18 protein-coding genes are annotated in these 15598 nt (G+C 62.9%); 4 read left to right on the forward strand and 14 right to left on the reverse strand.

Annotation, left to right across the window (positions count from 1 at the left end; translation table 11 throughout):
• Positions 1-41 precede the first annotated feature (41 nt).
• The 5 genes from CRO46_RS08450 to rplS all read right to left on the reverse strand — a co-directional run bounded on the left by CRO46_RS08450 (position 42) and on the right by rplS (position 4944).
• Positions 42-893, reverse strand: a complete 852-nt coding sequence (locus CRO46_RS08450; RefSeq protein WP_097106949.1) for a hypothetical protein — start codon at positions 891-893, stop codon at positions 42-44.
• A 172-nt stretch (positions 894-1065) separates the two neighbouring features.
• Positions 1066-1896, reverse strand: coding sequence for an amino acid ABC transporter permease (locus tag CRO46_RS08455; RefSeq protein ID WP_097107645.1), 831 nt, complete (start codon positions 1894-1896; stop codon positions 1066-1068).
• 82 nt (positions 1897-1978) lie between these two features.
• Entirely contained in the window at positions 1979-2758 is a 780-nt protein-coding gene (locus CRO46_RS08460) for a transporter substrate-binding domain-containing protein (RefSeq protein WP_425479260.1), read from the reverse strand.
• Between the two features lie 959 nt (positions 2759-3717).
• The gene (locus tag CRO46_RS08465) at positions 3718-3975 is read right to left on the reverse strand and encodes a flagellar basal body rod protein (protein WP_097106953.1); all 258 of its coding nucleotides are present in this window, start codon (positions 3973-3975) and stop codon (positions 3718-3720) included.
• 429 nt (positions 3976-4404) lie between these two features.
• Complete coding sequence (rplS, locus tag CRO46_RS08470; protein WP_097106955.1) at positions 4405-4944, reverse strand: 50S ribosomal protein L19; 540 nt, start codon at positions 4942-4944, stop codon at positions 4405-4407.
• Between the two features lie 319 nt (positions 4945-5263).
• On the opposite strand from rplS, the gene CRO46_RS08475 reads away from it, so the two are divergent.
• Positions 5264-6007, forward strand: a complete 744-nt coding sequence (locus CRO46_RS08475) for a sulfite exporter TauE/SafE family protein (RefSeq protein WP_097106956.1) — start codon at positions 5264-5266, stop codon at positions 6005-6007.
• Between the two features lie 10 nt (positions 6008-6017).
• Here the strand turns inward: CRO46_RS08475 and trmD are convergent, their stop codons facing one another.
• The 5 genes from trmD to ffh all read right to left on the reverse strand — a co-directional run bounded on the left by trmD (position 6018) and on the right by ffh (position 9863).
• Positions 6018-6716, reverse strand: a complete 699-nt coding sequence (gene trmD / locus CRO46_RS08480; RefSeq protein ID WP_097106958.1) for a tRNA (guanosine(37)-N1)-methyltransferase TrmD — start codon at positions 6714-6716, stop codon at positions 6018-6020.
• Positions 6713-7309, reverse strand: coding sequence for a ribosome maturation factor RimM (rimM, locus tag CRO46_RS08485; RefSeq protein ID WP_097107647.1), 597 nt, complete (start codon positions 7307-7309; stop codon positions 6713-6715). Before rimM ends, trmD begins: the two co-directional genes overlap by 4 nt.
• A 207-nt stretch (positions 7310-7516) precedes the next feature.
• Positions 7517-7915 (reverse strand): 30S ribosomal protein S16, encoded by a 399-nt coding sequence (rpsP, locus tag CRO46_RS08490; protein WP_097106959.1) that lies wholly within the window; start codon positions 7913-7915, stop codon positions 7517-7519.
• Between the two features lie 75 nt (positions 7916-7990).
• Positions 7991-8287: a chorismate mutase gene (locus CRO46_RS08495; RefSeq protein WP_097106961.1), complete on the reverse strand. Its 297-nt coding sequence runs from the start codon at positions 8285-8287 to the stop codon at positions 7991-7993.
• 10 nt (positions 8288-8297) lie between these two features.
• Positions 8298-9863, reverse strand: a complete 1566-nt coding sequence (ffh, locus tag CRO46_RS08500) for a signal recognition particle protein (RefSeq protein ID WP_097106963.1) — start codon at positions 9861-9863, stop codon at positions 8298-8300.
• Between the two features lie 346 nt (positions 9864-10209).
• Between ffh and CRO46_RS08505 the strand changes: the two genes are divergently transcribed.
• Positions 10210-10626 (forward strand): MAPEG family protein, encoded by a 417-nt coding sequence (locus CRO46_RS08505; protein ID WP_097106965.1) that lies wholly within the window; start codon positions 10210-10212, stop codon positions 10624-10626.
• A gap of 181 nt (positions 10627-10807) precedes the next feature.
• Positions 10808-11443, forward strand: coding sequence for a PAQR family membrane homeostasis protein TrhA (trhA, locus tag CRO46_RS08510; protein WP_097106966.1), 636 nt, complete (start codon positions 10808-10810; stop codon positions 11441-11443).
• Positions 11444-11467: 24 nt separating this feature from the next.
• Here trhA and CRO46_RS08515 read toward each other — a convergent pair whose 3' ends face one another.
• From CRO46_RS08515 to CRO46_RS08530, 4 genes are all read right to left on the reverse strand, one after another.
• The gene (locus CRO46_RS08515) at positions 11468-11797 is read right to left on the reverse strand and encodes a type II toxin-antitoxin system HicB family antitoxin (RefSeq protein WP_097106967.1); all 330 of its coding nucleotides are present in this window, start codon (positions 11795-11797) and stop codon (positions 11468-11470) included.
• A complete protein-coding gene (locus CRO46_RS08520) occupies positions 11794-12024 on the reverse strand; it encodes a type II toxin-antitoxin system HicA family toxin (RefSeq protein WP_244577825.1) in 231 nt (76 codons plus the stop codon). Before CRO46_RS08520 ends, CRO46_RS08515 begins: the two co-directional genes overlap by 4 nt.
• Before the next feature lie 102 nt (positions 12025-12126).
• The gene (locus CRO46_RS08525) at positions 12127-13893 is read right to left on the reverse strand and encodes an SLC13 family permease (protein WP_097107649.1); all 1767 of its coding nucleotides are present in this window, start codon (positions 13891-13893) and stop codon (positions 12127-12129) included.
• Between the two features lie 101 nt (positions 13894-13994).
• Positions 13995-14417, reverse strand: coding sequence for a hypothetical protein (locus tag CRO46_RS08530; RefSeq protein ID WP_143438980.1), 423 nt, complete (start codon positions 14415-14417; stop codon positions 13995-13997).
• A 35-nt stretch (positions 14418-14452) separates the two neighbouring features.
• Between CRO46_RS08530 and CRO46_RS08535 the strand changes: the two genes are divergently transcribed.
• A complete protein-coding gene (locus CRO46_RS08535) occupies positions 14453-15532 on the forward strand; it encodes an MBL fold metallo-hydrolase (protein WP_097106971.1) in 1080 nt (359 codons plus the stop codon).
• The last annotated feature ends 66 nt before the right edge of the window (positions 15533-15598 follow it).

Raw genomic sequence — 15598 nt, forward strand, 5'->3', positions numbered from 1 at the left:
CCACGGATCTTGCGAGTTCGCCGGCCCCGGTCGAGCCCGGATCAGCGGTTGTTCAGGCCGCCCGCCTGAAACAGCGGCTTGTCATCGTTTTCAGCAATCTTGTCGACAAAGATCAAGGCCCCGGCACGGCGGAGGCGGCCCGACCCGTCAAAGGCCAGTGCGAACAGCAGCACCGCAAACAGGACGAGATTGGTGAGCGTGGCCAGTGGCACGACCATGTCCGGCCGCTCGCCATAGGGCGGCAATCCGGCGAACACCTTGCCGTCAACAAGCGAGAGCGGGAACTGCAGCACATCGCGCACCGTTTCGATGGTGGCGATGGAAACGCCGAAATTCGGGGCCGGCGACAGCAGCAGATCCGAACAGACCCAAAGGCAGCTGGCGACATAGAGGGGCCCGGCCGGAATGCTGCCGTAAAGCCGGGTCCCGGCGATCGATCCCCCATAGCCCGGCATGTATTCGACCTCGAAGCAGAAAAGCACGCCGAGCACCAGCACCGGCAACAGTTCGAGGAGGCTCCAGCGCGGAAAGAACAGCAGGGCGCTGCCGAGATCGAGGCCCCACAGATGTGCAAGCGCGAACAGCGCCGGCAGGTTGGGCAGCATCAGCGCCAGCGGCATCAGCGCCCAGAACCGCGATCCTACCGCCAGCCCGCGCCGGTAGAAGGCGAGTGTCCCGACGCAGGTGGCCGCAAGCAGCAGCGCCGGCTGCATCCACATCTCGAGCACCGGCGCCATGGCGCCGCAGAGCCCGCCGCTGACGCAGCCCTGCCCGGCAATCACCGGCACCAGCAGCCACAGGGTCTGGCCGAGAAAGACGGTTGCCAGCGCAAACAGCGTGACAGTCGCCACGAGCCAGGTGATGAATGGCCTGGCCGAGAGCTTGGAGAACACACGAATATCCCTGTGGGTGAATTGCTCCCCCAGATGCAATTTCGCGCCTTAACAAAACCTTACCCGAATGCCTAAAGTTTTAGGAATCACAAGGGTTTTCAACAACTTCCACTCTGCGGCACGAGAATGTCAGGGGTTTTCCGTCCGCAAGTTTCACGAGCCAAAGGCCGGCTCAACCATTTGCCGAGCGTTCCGCCTCCGCCCGCCGGAGCCGCTTTTCCAGCGCCCTGAGCGCCAGCGAGAGCCCGACGGTCAAAAGCAGGTAGACGTAAGCCACGATCGAGTAGGTTTCGAAGAACCGGAACGAGCCCGAGGCATAGACCTTGCCCATCTGCGTGAGATCGGCGACGCCGAGCACCGAGACCAGCGAGGAATCCTTGATCATGGCGATGAAATCATTGCCCAGCGGGGGCAGGATGGTGCGGATCGCCTGTGGCAGTACGATAAAACGGAACCGCTGAAAGGGTGACAGCCCCAGCGCCTTGGCGGCCTCGATCTGCCCTTCATCCACCGACAGGATGCCGGCCCGGAACACCTCCGAGATGAAGGCAGAATAGCCGATGGTCAGCGCGATAATCGCCCGCCACAACAGCGAGACATCGCGCACTTTCATCTCGCTGAGCAGCCCCGCCTCGATCAGCGGGCTCGCCAGCGCATTCCAGGCGGCCACGAAGCCCGGCGCCCCGACAAAGGCGATGTAGAACAGCAGCACCAGGATCGGGATGCCGCGGATGATCTCGACATAGAACCGCGCCACCTGCCTGAGCACCAGGAAGCGCGACAGCCCCATCACCGCCAGCAGCAACCCCAGGCCGGTTGCGAAGCTGAACCCGACAAGGGTGACGAAGATGGTGATCCAGACGCCGCGCGAGACGATCGAGAAGATCTGGCTGTAGAGATCGTTGACCGCGATCTGCACCGCCAGGAACAGGGCAATGGCCCCGGCGGCGAGCAGCCACCAGGGATAATCGGGTTTGTCGGACGGCCTTGGGGCAGAAGTCACGGGCAAAAGCCCACGCCCGGACCGGGCAGGCTGCCAGCCACTGTCGGCTTGCAACCGTCATTCTCAATCGGCACGATCGATCCTAGCCGCCAAGCTTGTAGTCGAGGAACCACTTCTTGTTCAGCGCATCGATGGTGCCGTCTGCCTTCATCGCGGCGATCGCCGCATTGACCGGCGCCACCAGCTCCGAGCCCTTGGGGAAGATGAAACCGAAATCGTCCGATCCGAGGGGACCGCCCACCAGCTTGAGTCCGCCGTCGGACGCCTCGACATAGCCCTTGCCGGCAACGCCGTCGGTCAGCACCATGTCGACATCGCCGCTCTTCAGCGCCTGCACGGTGGCGCCGAAGGTTTCCATCAGCTTGATCCGCGGATTGGCTTCGTCGCCGTCCAGCACGTCGTAGACGGCGACATAGAACGGCGTCGTGCCCGGCTGCGCGCCGACCAGCCCGTCCTCGAACGCGGCGAAGGACTTGGCATCGTCGAACCGGTCCTCGTCGCCGCGCACCAGCATGAACATTTCCGAGCGCATGTAGGGATCGGAGAAATCGACCTTCTCCTTGCGGTCTTCCTTGATCGAGATCCCGGTCATGCCGATCTCGTACTGGCCGTCGGAAACCGCCTGGATCATCGCATCCCACGAGGTGTTCTGGTACTCGACGTTGAAATTCAGCCGCTTGGCGATCTCGTTCATCGCGTCATATTCCCAGCCGATCTGCTCGCCGGTCTTGGGATCGATGAACTGCAGCGGCGGATAGGCGTTTTCGGTAACGACGACAACCGTTTCGCCACCCAGATCAGGCAGATCCTGCGCCTGCGTGGCGGCAATGCCGAGGCCGGCAATGGCTGCGACTGCAGCCATGGTGAATTTCGCAAATGACATGACACTCTCCCTGATGAGGTCTGGGGATTGGTTTTGGGCGTGCCGCTTGTCGGCTGCGGCACTTGCCGCGCACTTTGCAATGCCGCCGGGCGGGCTGCAAGGGGGGAGATTGGAACAGGTGGCTGCTCTCGCCGGCGTATTCAGCATATCTCCCTTGCGGCCAGAGTTCACGCACCCCGAAACCCTCCGCGCGCCTCAACGCCGGAGTTTGTAAAATGCAGATCCGGAGGGCCGCACGCGGGCTTTGCCTCTGGAGAATGAGTAAACGGTGGCGCGGCACGCGCGCGGCCCGACTGTCGCCGGATGATGTCCGCATCCGACAGGCGGCGCCTTGCACTCCCGGAAATGTCATTCCCGCCCGGATTGCTCCGGTCACGGCCTGGACGGGCCGTTCGAGTGGGTCTCGGGATACCGGCACGGACGCTGAGGGGGAAACCCGTCATGTCCGCCACAGGCCCGGACCGGTTTGATGGCCTCGTCCCCGCCTTGTCAGCTGGCACGACACGCAACCTGGCCCGGTGGCTGGCTTTGCACGTGTCTTTGTGAGACCCGCCCGCCAGCGGAACCCCGATGGCCTCCGCCTCCTCCCCGTCCTCACCGCACGTTACGGCGAGCCCCGGGAGGCCTTCCTCCCGCCTGGTCGAAAGCGTTCGCGAACCATCCGGCAGCGGGAGTGCGGGAAGTATGGCATGGGGGAGGAGGGTGTGGATGAAATCGGGGGGATTGTTTTTGTGATGGAGGGCACGCACCCTCTCCCCCTTGTGGGGGAGAATGCGAAATTCAGCGCCTTGGCATAAACCAAGTGCTAGAAATTCCGAGACAGGGGCTGCTTCGAGGGCCGCACTGACCCCTCACCTGAAAAATCCATGACTTGGCTGAAACCAAGATCATGATTTTTCTTCCTCTCCCACAAGGGGAGAGGCAGGGTGCCAGAGCAACTAGTCCGGCTCATCCCGCGTGATGCTCATCAGCACGTCCCAGAGCTCGGCGCCGGTTTCGAACACCAGGGCGTTGGCCTTGAAGCCGGTTTCCGCCTGCTTGAGGGTGAGCAGCTCGTTGGCGAGGCTGATTTCGGCATCGGTCTCGGTGGCAGTACCGGGCCCGGGAGCGGCGATGTTGGTGGCTGCGTCCATCAGGCGGCTCTGCTCAGACTGCATGCCCGAGACAGCACTGTTCATCATCGAGGAAATCGTCATCGGTCCCGCCCTTCACGCGTGAGAGGGCACTGTCGCCGATCCGGCTTAGCAGAGGATTAATCCAGTCCTTCGGTTTTGAGCGGTTGGCTGAATCCGCGTTTGTAAGACCTGCAACTGCTCACTCCGACCTGGCTGCAGTGGGAAAGCCGTCTCCGGTTTGGCTGGAACCGGGTGACCAAGGCCTGTCGCGTTCGCATGAATTCGCTTGAACGATGACCTGCATGCATCATGTCAAAGCGTTGCAGCGAGGTTTGCGCACCCAGTTGGATGCTCGGCGCTGTAGGCTCACGATTTCCCGGGCTGCCCGGCCGGCCTTGGAGGAACGGCGCCAGCACCTTGCCGGGCGGAAGTCCGGACAACAAAAAAGCGCCGGTTGCCCGGCGCTTTTCCGTCTGATCCCGCAGGATCGTCAAATCATGGCGGAGCGGCTTATTCGCTCTTGGCTGCTTCAGCCGATGCTGCTGCTTCCTTTGCGGCTGCGGCTTCCGCGGCTTCTGCTGCTGCCTTTTCGGCGGCGAGAGCCTGTGCGGCTGCAACCTTCTCGGCCTCGAGGCGTGCCTTCTCGGCGGCCACAGCCTGACGCTCGGCGTCGTTGAGCTTGCGGGCGCGGGTGCCGGTGTTCTCGACGATACGAGCCGACTTGCCGCGACGGTCGCGCATGTAATAGAGCTTGGCGCGGCGCACCTTGCCGCGGCGGACGACTTCGACGGCTTCCACGATCGGCGAGTAGATCGGGAACACGCGCTCGACGCCTTCACCGTAGGAGATCTTGCGAACGGTGAAGTTCTCGTTCAGGCCGGCGCCGGAGCGCGCGATGCAAACGCCTTCGAAGGCCTGCAGACGGGTCCGCTTGCCTTCCGTCACGCGCACCTGAACCCGCAGCGTGTCGCCGGCGGAAAATTCGGGAAACTTGCGGGAAGCTTCGATCTTGGCGGCCTGTTCGGCCTCCAGCTGGGCAATAATGTTCATGGTCCTTGACCTTTCGTTCTTCTCAAACGGCCAGAGCGCCCTCGTTTCATCCCTTTGACATGTCCCGGTTCCGGGATCATTCTCAGGGCTATGCCGGTGAGGGCAGGAGCGGGTTCACCATTCTTTGTTTGGCAGGCGCCGTTGTTCACACGACCGTCGGACTTTGCCGATCGCGGGGCAGATACACCATCGCCGCGGTTTTGTCACGCCTGCGCGGACGATTTTGTTGCCACCTTGCAGCAGGTTTTGCCACGGGTCTTGTGGCAAAGGGCGAGCGATGCTCTAAAACCGGTCCCATTGTTTCTCTGCACGGCACCCCATGTCCCTTTTCGATATCGTTCTGCTGTTTTCCGCCGGCTTTCTCTCGAGCGCCGTCAATGCCATCGCCGGTGGCGGCACCTTCCTCACCTTTGGCGCCATGACGCTGACGGGCGTACCGCCGATCATGGCCAACGCCACCTCCTCGGTGACCCAGTTCCCCGGCTATGTCACCTCGGCTCTGGCCTACCGCAAGGAGATTCGCGAGGCAGGCCGCGAAGCCTGGGTTCTGGCGGGGCTGTCGCTGGCAGGCAGTCTCGCGGGAGCGCTGATCCTGGTGTCGATGTCCAATCCCTCGTTCCGCTCGCTGGTGCCCTGGCTGCTGCTTGGCGCCACCGTGATCTTTGCTGCCGGGCCCTATCTGCGGCCCAAACACCTGCATGCCGAGCGGCCGATTACGCGATTTGGGATGGTGGGCCAGTTCATCACCTCGATTTATGGCGGTTTCTTCGGCGCCGGGATGGGCATCATGATGCTCGCCGTGCTCGGCATTACCAAGGGCGGCGACTACCACAAGCTCAACGCGCTTAAGAACTTCATTGCCGTCATCATCGCCTTCATCGCCATCGTGGTGTTTGCCACCGGCGGTGTCGTGGCCTGGCTGCCGGCCCTGATCATGATCCCTGCGGGTGCGCTCGGCGGCTATGCCGGGGTCTGGCTGGCGCGCCGGGTGCCGCAGGCCGTGATCCGCGCCATCGTGGTCGCCGTCGGCCTGCTGCTGAGCTGGTATTATTTTGCAAGCTGACCGGTCAGCGTCACCCGTCGCGGTCCTCCGGGCCAAGCAGATCGGGACGCCGCGCGCGCGTTAGTTGAAGCGATTCCGCCGCGCGCCATTCGTCGATCGCCCTGTGATTACCCGATGTCAGCACGGCCGGGATCTCGCGGCCTTCAAAAAGCTGCGGCCGTGTGTAATGCGGGTGTTCGAGCATTCCGGTCTCGAAGCTTTCATGGGTGCCGGACGCGGCATTGCCCATGACACCAGGCAAGACCCGGATCACCGCATCGAGCAGGATCAGCGCCGCCGGTTCGCCGCCCGACAGCACATAGTCGCCGATCGAAATCTCCTCGAGATTGCGCGCCTCGATCACCCGCTGGTCGACACCTTCAAAGCGGCCGCAGACGATCACCGCGCCGGGCCCCTCAGCCAGCGCCCGCACGCGGGCCTGGGTCAGCGGACGCCCGCGCGGGCTCATCAAGAGCCGCGGCCGCGTGTCGCCTTCCGGGCTGACGGCATCGATGGCGCTGGCCAGCACGTCAGGCCTGAGCACCATTCCGGCGCCGCCACCGGCCGGTGTGTCATCGACCGAGCGGTGCCGGTCGGTGGCGAAATCACGGATATTGACCGGTTCGATCGCGGCATCGCCGCGTTCCAGCGCCCGGCCCGCCAGCGACTGCCCGAGATGGCCGGGAAACATGTCCGGATAAAGCGTCAGGATGGAGGCGCGAAAACTCACCTTCCGTCCTCGCCGCCATCCTCATCGCCGCTATCTCGATCGTCACCGCCTTCGGAGCCCTCGTCATCCTCGCCGCTCTCGACAAGGCCGGCGGCCAGCGGGTCGACCAGGATCCGCCCGGCCTCGAGATCGACATGCGGCACCGCAGCCAGCGTGAACGGGATCACCACCGGCTTGCTGCCGTCTTCGCGCAGCTCCAGGAGGTCGCCGCCCCCGAAATCGAGCACGCCCGAGACCTCGCCCCAGAACCGGCCGTCTTCGTCCCAGGCTTCAAGCCCGACAAGATCGGCATGGAAATATTCGCCCTCCTCCAGATCCTCGTCATCGAGGCTGGAGCGGTCGATGAACAGCTCGAGCCCCTTGAGCGCCTCGGCCGCATTGCGGTCGTTGATGCCGCGGAACCGCACCACGACCACGGTCTTGGCGAAGCGGTGATCGAGGATCTCGAAACGGCGGCCATCCTTCGTGTAGAGCGCGCCATATTCGGCGATCGCCATCGGGTCCTCGGTAAACGGCTTGACCCGCACCTCGCCGCGGATGCCCTGCGCGGCCCCGACAACGCCAATCAGAATGGGGTGGGTAAGCTTGGTCATGAAAAACTCCGCTGCAGCCGGGTGCGCCTGAAGGCAAAAGGCCTGCTGCAACACATAGGATATTGCCTGCATCCTGTCACTCAGGCCATGCCGGTGAGGCTGGAATGCAGGGTGAACGGGCCAGCGTCAACGCGAAACGGGCGGCACGAAGCCGCCCGCATGAGTGCGCACGCTGCGCATCCGTGAAGATGCGCCTGTGCGGCCAACTTACTCCGCAGCGGCTTCTTCGGCCGGTGCAGCAGCGGCTTCGGCGGCAGCAGCGGCTGCATCCTCTTCCTTCTGCTTCTTCTCGGCAGCGCGTTCCTGCGCCTTCTTGCCGGGCTTTGCCTTGTTCGGGTTGTTGCGGGCGTCGCGGGTGATCATGCCGGCTTCAGCCATGAAACGGGCGACACGGTCGGTCGGCAGCGCGCCGTTGTCGAGCCAGTGCTGGATGCGCTCCTGGTTGAGGTTGACGCGGCCCGCGTCGTCCTTGGCCAGCATCGGGTTCCAGTAGCCCAGACGCTCGATGAAGCGGCCATCGCGCGGGGACCGCACATCGGCTACGACGACGTGGTAGTAAGGACGCTTCTTGGAGCCGCCACGCGACAGACGAATTTTCAGTGCCATTTTCTTTTCCTTCGATTTGCAGTTGTGTTGACTGTCTGGTTGGTCATGGTCGGGCGCCGCAGGGCGCCAGATGGGTTACTTCGCCGCCGCCTGCTTGTGATGCTGGATCACTTCGCGGATGACGAATTCGAGAAACTTTTCGGCGAAATCCGGATCGAGATCAGCGGATCTGGCCAGATCCCGCAGCCGGGCAACCTGCTCGGCCTCGCGCTTCGGGTCCGACGGCGGCAGATCGGCCGAAGCCTTGAGCGCGCCCACTGCCTTGGTCACCCGGAAGCGCTCGGCCAGAATGTGGATCAGCGCAGCGTCGAAATTGTCGATCGACTTGCGGAATTCCTGCAATTTGGCCAGCGCCTCGGTGTTCGTGCTCATGCCCCGCCCCTCACTTCTTCTTCGGCAGGCCGGGAAGGCCGCCACCAAGGCCGGGTAGCTTTGGCCCGCCCAAACCGGGCAATCCACCCGGAAGACCGCCGTGCATGCCGCCCTTGCCGAGACCGGCGGCCTCGGCCTGCTTCTGCAAGGCTTCGAGCTGCTTCGGATCCATCTTCGACAGATCCGGCATGCCGCCAATTCCACCCATGCCGCCAGGCAGGCCCATCTTCTGGGCCAGGCCGCCCATGGCCGCGCGCATCATGCCGCCGCCCTTGCCCTTGCCGCCCATGGCCTTCATCATGTCGGCCATCTGCCGGTGCATCTTCAACAGCTTGTTGATCTGCGCCGCATCGGTGCCCGAACCGGCGGCAATGCGCTTCTTGCGGGAATGCTTGAGAATGTCGGGATTGGCGCGCTCGGCCTTGGTCATCGAACCGATGATGGCGAGCTGGCGGGCGAATGTCTTGTCGTCCATGCCGGCCGCCGACATCTGGTCCTTCATCTTGCCCATGCCCGGCATCATGCCCATGATGCCGCCCATGCCGCCGAGCTTCTGCATCTGCCCCAGCTGCTCGGCGAGATCATTAAGGTCGAACTTGCCGGTCTTCATCCGGGCGGCCATCGCCTGGGCCTTCTCGGCGTCGAAACTCTCCGCCGCCTTTTCGACCAGGCTGACGATGTCGCCCATGCCCAGGATCCGGTCGGCGACGCGGCGGGGGTGGAATTCCTCCAGCGCGTCCATCTTCTCGCCGGTACCAATCAGCTTGATCGGCTTGCCGGTGACAGCCCGCATCGACAGCGCCGCACCGCCACGGCCATCGCCGTCCATTCGGGTCAGCACCAGGCCGGAAATGCCGACGCGCTCATCGAAATTGCGCGCCAGATTGACCGCGTCCTGACCGGTCAGCGCATCGGCGACGAGCAGGATCTCGTGCGGATTGGCGCGCTTCTTGATCTCGGCCATCTCGGCCATCAGCGGCTCGTCGATATGGGTGCGGCCGGCGGTGTCGAGGATGACCACATCATGGCCGCCGAGCTTTGCCGCCTGAACCGCGCGCGCGGCGATGTCGGTGGGCGACTGTCCGGCGACGATCGGCAGCGTGGCGACGCCGGTCTGCTCGCCCAACTGCTTGAGCTGCTCCTGTGCCGCCGGACGGCGGGTGTCGAGCGAGGCCATCATGACCTTCTTGCGGTCACGTTTCTCGAGCCGGGCGGCAATCTTGGCCGAGGTGGTGGTCTTGCCCGAGCCCTGCAGGCCGACCATCATGATGACGACGGGGGCGGCCGCATTGAGATCGATGGCGACGCCTTCTTCGCCGAGAAGGGCGACCAGCTCGTCATGAACCAGCTTGACCACCATCTGGCCCGGCTTGATCGACTTGACGATCTCGGCACCGACGGCCTTTTCCCGCACCCGGTCGGTAAAGCCCCGGACCACTTCCAGCGCCACGTCGGCCTCCAGAAGCGCGCGGCGAACCTCGCGCATGGCTTCTGCGACATCCTTTTCCGACAGGGCGCCGCGCCCGGTCAGATTGTTGAGGATGGAGCCAAGCCGGTCCTGGAGATTTTCAAACATTGCGTCGTCCTGTGGTTGCTGGGGTCTCCAGCCAATATGGGAAGAGCATCACGCAAAGCCAAACGACACCCGAGGGCGCATCGCGCTGTCGGATGTTGACCTCCGGTGCTCAAATGTTTCGCTTGACACTTCAGACCGGTCCGGTCTGAAAAAAGGTTTCAAGCGACCACAGGAACCATCCCGGTCGGCGGCTCGGAGTCATGCTCGTCGCAGATTTGCGCGGGATAAACAGGAAAACTGCGCCGGAGTCAAGGTTAGCGCCCGAGCCTGACGCCTCGGCGGTTAGGATGTGATTGCAACCCTCTACCGATGCGGTAATCTGTCTCATCCAAAGCGGGAGGAAACCATGGACCAAATCGCTGCCTATTCGATCGGTCTGATCTCATTGCTGATATTCGTTCTTATCGTGTTGCTGCAATCGGCCCTGGTCGGTGCCGGCAAGGCCAGGGCCAACCTGGTCCCGGGCAGTGATCCGGCAAAGGATTACGCCGACGGGCTATACCGGCTGAACCGGTCTCATCTCAATGGTGTGGAGATAATGCCAGCAGCGGGCATCGCCCTGTTTGCCAGTATTTTGTCCGGGGTGTCGAGCTGGTGGGTCAATTTGCTGATGGGCTTGTTCCTGCTCGCCCGCATCGTCTACGTGGTGATCTATGCCCAGAATGTCGGCAAACCGATCCAGGGCGTGCGCACCTTTGTCTATGTCGCCGGATGGGCGATGCTGGTGGTGCTGTGCATTATGGCGATCTTCAGGCTGATTTGAGACCTGCCCGTTTCGCTGGTTCTTCATGAAAGTCGGAGTCCCGGCGACCATCACGAGAGGTGTAACCCGGTCAGGGATCGACGATTTCGATACGAACCGGGAATTTTATCGCTTGCCGACTTGATACTTGACCGGCTGTGCAACAATTATCCGGTTTCAATGCCAAGCCTGAAAGCACAGAATGTATCCCAGCTACACCAAATCAGAACGCGTTGCCGACGGCAGCATGCATGTCGTCGGTGTTACCGGCGCGGTGCTTGGTGCCATTTTGTTGCTGGCCTGGGCGGCACCGGTTGCCTCGCCCTGGCAGATAGCCGCCATAACTATTTATGCCATCACCCTGATCGCTACCTTTGCCGCCTCGGCCTTCTACCACATGACCCCGTGGGAAAGCCTGCGGCCGACCTTGCGGAGGATCGACCATGCGGCGATCTACCTGAAGATTGCCGGCACCTACACGCCGCTGGTGGTGATGATCGGCTCCGGCCTGGCCTATGTCGTGCTCGGCATCGTCTGGGCGCTGGCGCTGATCGGCATGGTGCTCAAGCTGGTGTTCTGGTCGACGCCCGGCCGCTTCGGCCCCGCACTATACCTCGCCATGGGTTGGCTGAGCGTGGTGCTGTTCTGGTCATCCTGGCAGCAGCTGCCCTTTGGCTACATCGTCGCCGGTGGTCTGCTCTACACTGTCGGCGTGGTGTTTTACGCGGCCAAGAAGATGAAGTTCTCCAACGCCATATGGCATGGCTTCGTCATCGCCGCATCGGCCTGCTTCTTCGCCGCCATTTCCTTGTCGGTGACGCAGGACAGCCTGGTGTAGACAGACGAGCCAAGCGGGCGGGATCTAACTGTGCTCCCGCGCCAGCGTGGTGGTCACCAGCTTGTTGAGACTCACCCCCGCGCGCTTGGCGGCGGTGACCAGCGCCCTGTGCAGGGCGGGCTCGGCACGCACTACAAATTGCCCCGAATAAGGCTTGTCAGGCTCCACGCCCCGCTCGGCGCAAAAGGCCAGATAGTCATCCACCGATTCGGCGAACGCTTTCTTCAGCTCTGAAGCTGAATTCCCCTGAAAGGTGATCACGTCGCGGGTATTGATGACCTCGCCATGAAACAACTCCGCGTCCTCGTCAAACTCGACGAGCGCCTCATAGCCATTGTAGTGCATCATGGTCATGGTCGAATCTCCGCTTCTGTCAGAAAACGCCGTACGGATTTAACCGCACCCTTGTCCGTCTCTTTTTGTGGATGCGGACGGTGAAATACCGCACGCACGCCGTTCAGCGATACCCGAACCCGCGATCCTTGCCCTTCGCTGACTTCACCACCTGCAGCGATAAACAGTGCCTCAATGTCCCGCCACGGGATACTGGCCCGAACCGGATCAGCAAAAAACGGCCTCAAGGATTAGCCGGTGTTTCCTACTTAGGTTCATTTAGTATCACTTTCCAGTATCATCTACAATCATTCTGACACCAGACAGCCACAGTCCCTTCAGGCTCTGAACTAAAACGGCCACACCCAGGCAATCATCGGCACGCCGACGACGATGACCAGCACTTCGAGCACCAGGCCCATGCGCCAGTAGTCGCCGAAGCGGTAATTGCCCGGGCCCATGATGATGGTGTTGTTCTTGTGCCCGATCGGCGTGAGGAAGGCGCAGGAGGCGGCGACTGCGACCCCCATCAGGAACGGATCGGGACTTGCGCCGAGCGAATTTGCCACGCTGACCCCGATCGGGGCTGCAATCAGCGCGGTGGCGACATTGTTGAGGAAATCCGACAGCGTCATGGTGATGATCATCAGGACCGCGAGAACACCCCAGGCCGGCAGGTTCTCGGTCTGGGTGACGATCAGGTTGGCAATCAGCTGGCTGCCGCCGGTGTCTTCCAGCGCCGCTGCCACCGGAATGAGACAGGCCAGAAGCACGATCACCTTCCACTCGATCAGGGCGTAAAAATCCCGCCCGTTGATGATCCCGAGCAGCAGATAGGCGACCACGCAAAGTCCCAGACCGATTGCCAGCGAGGTGATGCCCAGCACCGAAAGCGCAATGGCCGCGGCGAAGATGGCAATGGCCAGGAATGCCTTGGTCCGCTGCAGCACCTCCAGGCGCCGGTTTTCCAGAGGTAGAACGCCGAGCCACTGGCTGGCCGCGGCGATGTTCTTGTCCGGCCCGATCAGCAGCAGCAGGTCGCCCGCCTTGATCGGCAGATGGCTGACCCGCTCGCGAAACCGCTGGCCTTGCCGTGAAATGCCAAGCAGCGTCACACCGTGGCGCTGGATCAGCCGCAGCCCGAGCATGGTGCGGCCCACCGCACTGGATTCCTCCGGCACGATGGCCTCGACCAGGCTGAGCGACTTGCCCATCAGCCCGCCATGCTCCTCGGTGCCGATGGCATCAAGTTCCGCAGCGCCCATGAAGGCCTCGATTTGTTTCGGGTCGCCTTCGAGCACCAGGAAATCGCCTTCGCGGATTTCGCGCGCCTGCGAAAACCCCGGCAGCCGCTTGCCGTTGCGGGTCAGCCCGAGGATCGAAACGTCGTTTTCCTCGGCAAGCGGATAGAGCTCACTCACCGCATGGCCGGTGGATTTCGAACCTTCCTTGACCCGCGCCTCGGCGACATAGAGCCCGGCATCGCCTTCAAGCGACATCACGTCGGGCCGCGAGGGAATCAGCCGCCAGCCAAGGAACGCCACGTAGACTATGCCGACGGCTGCGACCGCCAGGCCGACCGGGGCGAAATCGAACATCGAGAACGGCGCACCGAGCACGTCCTGCCGGTATTGCGCAATGACGATGTTCGGCGGCGTTCCGATCAGCGTGATCATGCCGCCCAGGATGGTGCCGAATGACAGCGGCATCAGTGTCAGCGACACCGCCCGCTTGGCCTTGCGCGCCGCGTCCATGTCCAGCGACATCAGCAGTGCCAGTGCTGCGACATTGTTGATGATTGCCGACAACACCGCGCCTGCGATGGCCATGATGCCGATATGCGTGGTCAGGGCGCGGTCCGGCCGTGTGACGAAACGGGCGATCAGCTCGACCGCGCCCGAATTCATCAGCCCGCGCGAGACAATCAGCACCAGCGCGATGATGACGACGGCGGGATGGCCGAAGCCGTGAAAAGCATCCTCTGGCGCAATCAGCCCGGCAAGCACGGTGACCAGCAAGGCCACGAAGGCAACCATGTCATAGCGCACCCGGCCCCAGACCAGCATGCCGAAAAGCACGATCAGAATTCCAAACAGCATGATCTGGTCGGTGGTCATGAAACCCGTCCTGTTGCGCGAGCCTGCGACATGCACGGCTGCTCTTTGGGTTGCATGGCCGCAAGTGCCGGTCAACCGGTTTCCACACCCGGAAATGCAGATCAACCGGCGCCGGCTTGGCTTGCATTCGCCAGCAGCGCCAGGATAACGCCGCTGGCGTGGCGGTGGTTGAAGAGACCGGTCAGCGTTTCTGCCGCCGGATTGATCTCGAGCACCAGACCACCCGGCTCCAGCACCACGATCGGATCCGGCAGAATCGAGAAGATGATGACCCGCGCAATCGGCGGCGCGATGAACAGCTTGCCGCGCAGTTGCGCGAACAGCACGGCCAGCACCGTGGCGCTGAAGGCGAAGGGCGTCGGGTCATCGTTGGAGAGCCGGAACTCGAACAGGATGAGAAGCGCCAGGAAGGCTCCTCCGAGAACAGGGACAGGAAGGCTTTTGTGAGGGAGTGGCTGCAGCTGTTGCAACGGGCCAGATAAGCGATTTCGGGCCCCCTGCCTCGACCCGCTCTGCCGGCGCACTTGATCGCGCCCCCCTCGCTCCCATATTTTACCCCATGAAACGCCGCTCCTTTCTCAAATTTACCGCTTTCGCCGCCCTTCTGGGGATTGGCGCGTCAGGGACCGCCATGGCTGTTGCCCGCAACTCCAATCGCTATCATTCCGGCCCGGTCAGCGATCATTTCGACGGGACGCGGTTCTTCAATCCCGATGGCGCCGACCCCAGGGGTTTTTCGGATCTGTTGCGATGGAAGTTTGGCGGCACACCGGCCAAGTGGCCCGCCTCGGTGAAAAGCCCGTTTGCGCCTGCCCGGCCCGAGCCACGGGTGGAAGGCGACCGTCTGCGCGTCACCATGGTCGGCCACGCCACCATGCTGATCCAGACCGCAGGGCTCAACATCCTCACCGACCCGGTCTGGTCCGAACGTGCAAGTCCGGTGGCGTTTGCCGGACCCAAGCGCGTCACCGCGCCCGGCATCGCCTTTGAGGATCTGCCCGACATCGACATTGTGCTGCTGTCGCACAATCACTACGACCATCTCGACCTGGTGACGCTGGCCCGGCTGCGGATGGCGCATGATCCCCTGGTGGTCACCCCTTTGGGCAATGACACAATCATCAGGGCGCATGTGCCGACCATGCGGGTGATGACCGGAGACTGGGGCGACGCCATCAAGTCCGGACCGGTCACGGTGCATTTCGAACCCTGCCATCACTGGTCGGCCCGCGGCATCAATGACCGCTCGATGGCACTCTGGGCAGCCTTTGTGCTGGAAACGCCGGGCGGCAAGATCCTGCATATCGGTGACACCGGCTTCGACAAGGGCCGCCCCTACAAGAATGCCCGCGAGCGGCACGGCAAATTCCGCGCCGCGATCCTGCCGGTCGGCGCCTATGAGCCGCGCTGGTTCATGAAGGATCAGCACCAGAGCCCGGAAGAAGCCATCGACGGGTTCCTGATGTCGGGCGCCGATTACGCGCTGGGCCATCATTGGGGCACGTTCCAGCTCACCGACGAAGGCCGTGAGGCGCCCGAAGAACTGCTCTATGAGAAACTTGCCGAGAAGGGCGTCGCCAAGGACCGCTTCCGGCCGCTGCATGTCGGCGAAGCCTGGGACTTCCCTGACCTCGCCTGAACCGGCGCCCGCACTCCCGAGACTGGTAATCCCGTCGCTTTTCGGCCATATAGGCCGCAAACAGAA

It is taken from the genome of Parahoeflea halophila (genome assembly GCF_900220985.1).
Classification (GTDB): Bacteria; Pseudomonadota; Alphaproteobacteria; order Rhizobiales; family Rhizobiaceae; genus Hoeflea; species Hoeflea halophila.

Bases quoted from the DNA above. Each gene is read 5' to 3' on its own strand.
- CRO46_RS08460 (WP_425479260.1), bottom strand. From the start codon at position 2,758: ATGGCTGCAGTCGCAGCCATTGCCGGCCTCGGCATTGCCGCCACGCAG.
- CRO46_RS08465 (WP_097106953.1), bottom strand. From the start codon at position 3,975: ATGACGATTTCCTCGATGATGAACAGTGCTGTCTCGGGCATGCAGTCT.
- rplS (WP_097106955.1), bottom strand. From the start codon at position 4,944: ATGAACATTATTGCCCAGCTGGAGGCCGAACAGGCCGCCAAGATCGAA.
- CRO46_RS08475 (WP_097106956.1), top strand. From the start codon at position 5,264: ATGTCCCTTTTCGATATCGTTCTGCTGTTTTCCGCCGGCTTTCTCTCG.
- rimM (WP_097107647.1), bottom strand. From the start codon at position 7,309: ATGACCAAGCTTACCCACCCCATTCTGATTGGCGTTGTCGGGGCCGCG.
- rpsP (WP_097106959.1), bottom strand. From the start codon at position 7,915: ATGGCACTGAAAATTCGTCTGTCGCGTGGCGGCTCCAAGAAGCGTCCT.
- CRO46_RS08495 (WP_097106961.1), bottom strand. From the start codon at position 8,287: ATGAGCACGAACACCGAGGCGCTGGCCAAATTGCAGGAATTCCGCAAG.
- ffh (WP_097106963.1), bottom strand. From the start codon at position 9,863: ATGTTTGAAAATCTCCAGGACCGGCTTGGCTCCATCCTCAACAATCTG.
- CRO46_RS08505 (WP_097106965.1), top strand. From the start codon at position 10,210: ATGGACCAAATCGCTGCCTATTCGATCGGTCTGATCTCATTGCTGATA.
- trhA (WP_097106966.1), top strand. From the start codon at position 10,808: ATGTATCCCAGCTACACCAAATCAGAACGCGTTGCCGACGGCAGCATG.
- CRO46_RS08515 (WP_097106967.1), bottom strand. From the start codon at position 11,797: ATGACCATGATGCACTACAATGGCTATGAGGCGCTCGTCGAGTTTGAC.
- CRO46_RS08525 (WP_097107649.1), bottom strand. From the start codon at position 13,893: ATGACCACCGACCAGATCATGCTGTTTGGAATTCTGATCGTGCTTTTC.
- CRO46_RS08535 (WP_097106971.1), top strand. From the start codon at position 14,453: ATGAAACGCCGCTCCTTTCTCAAATTTACCGCTTTCGCCGCCCTTCTG.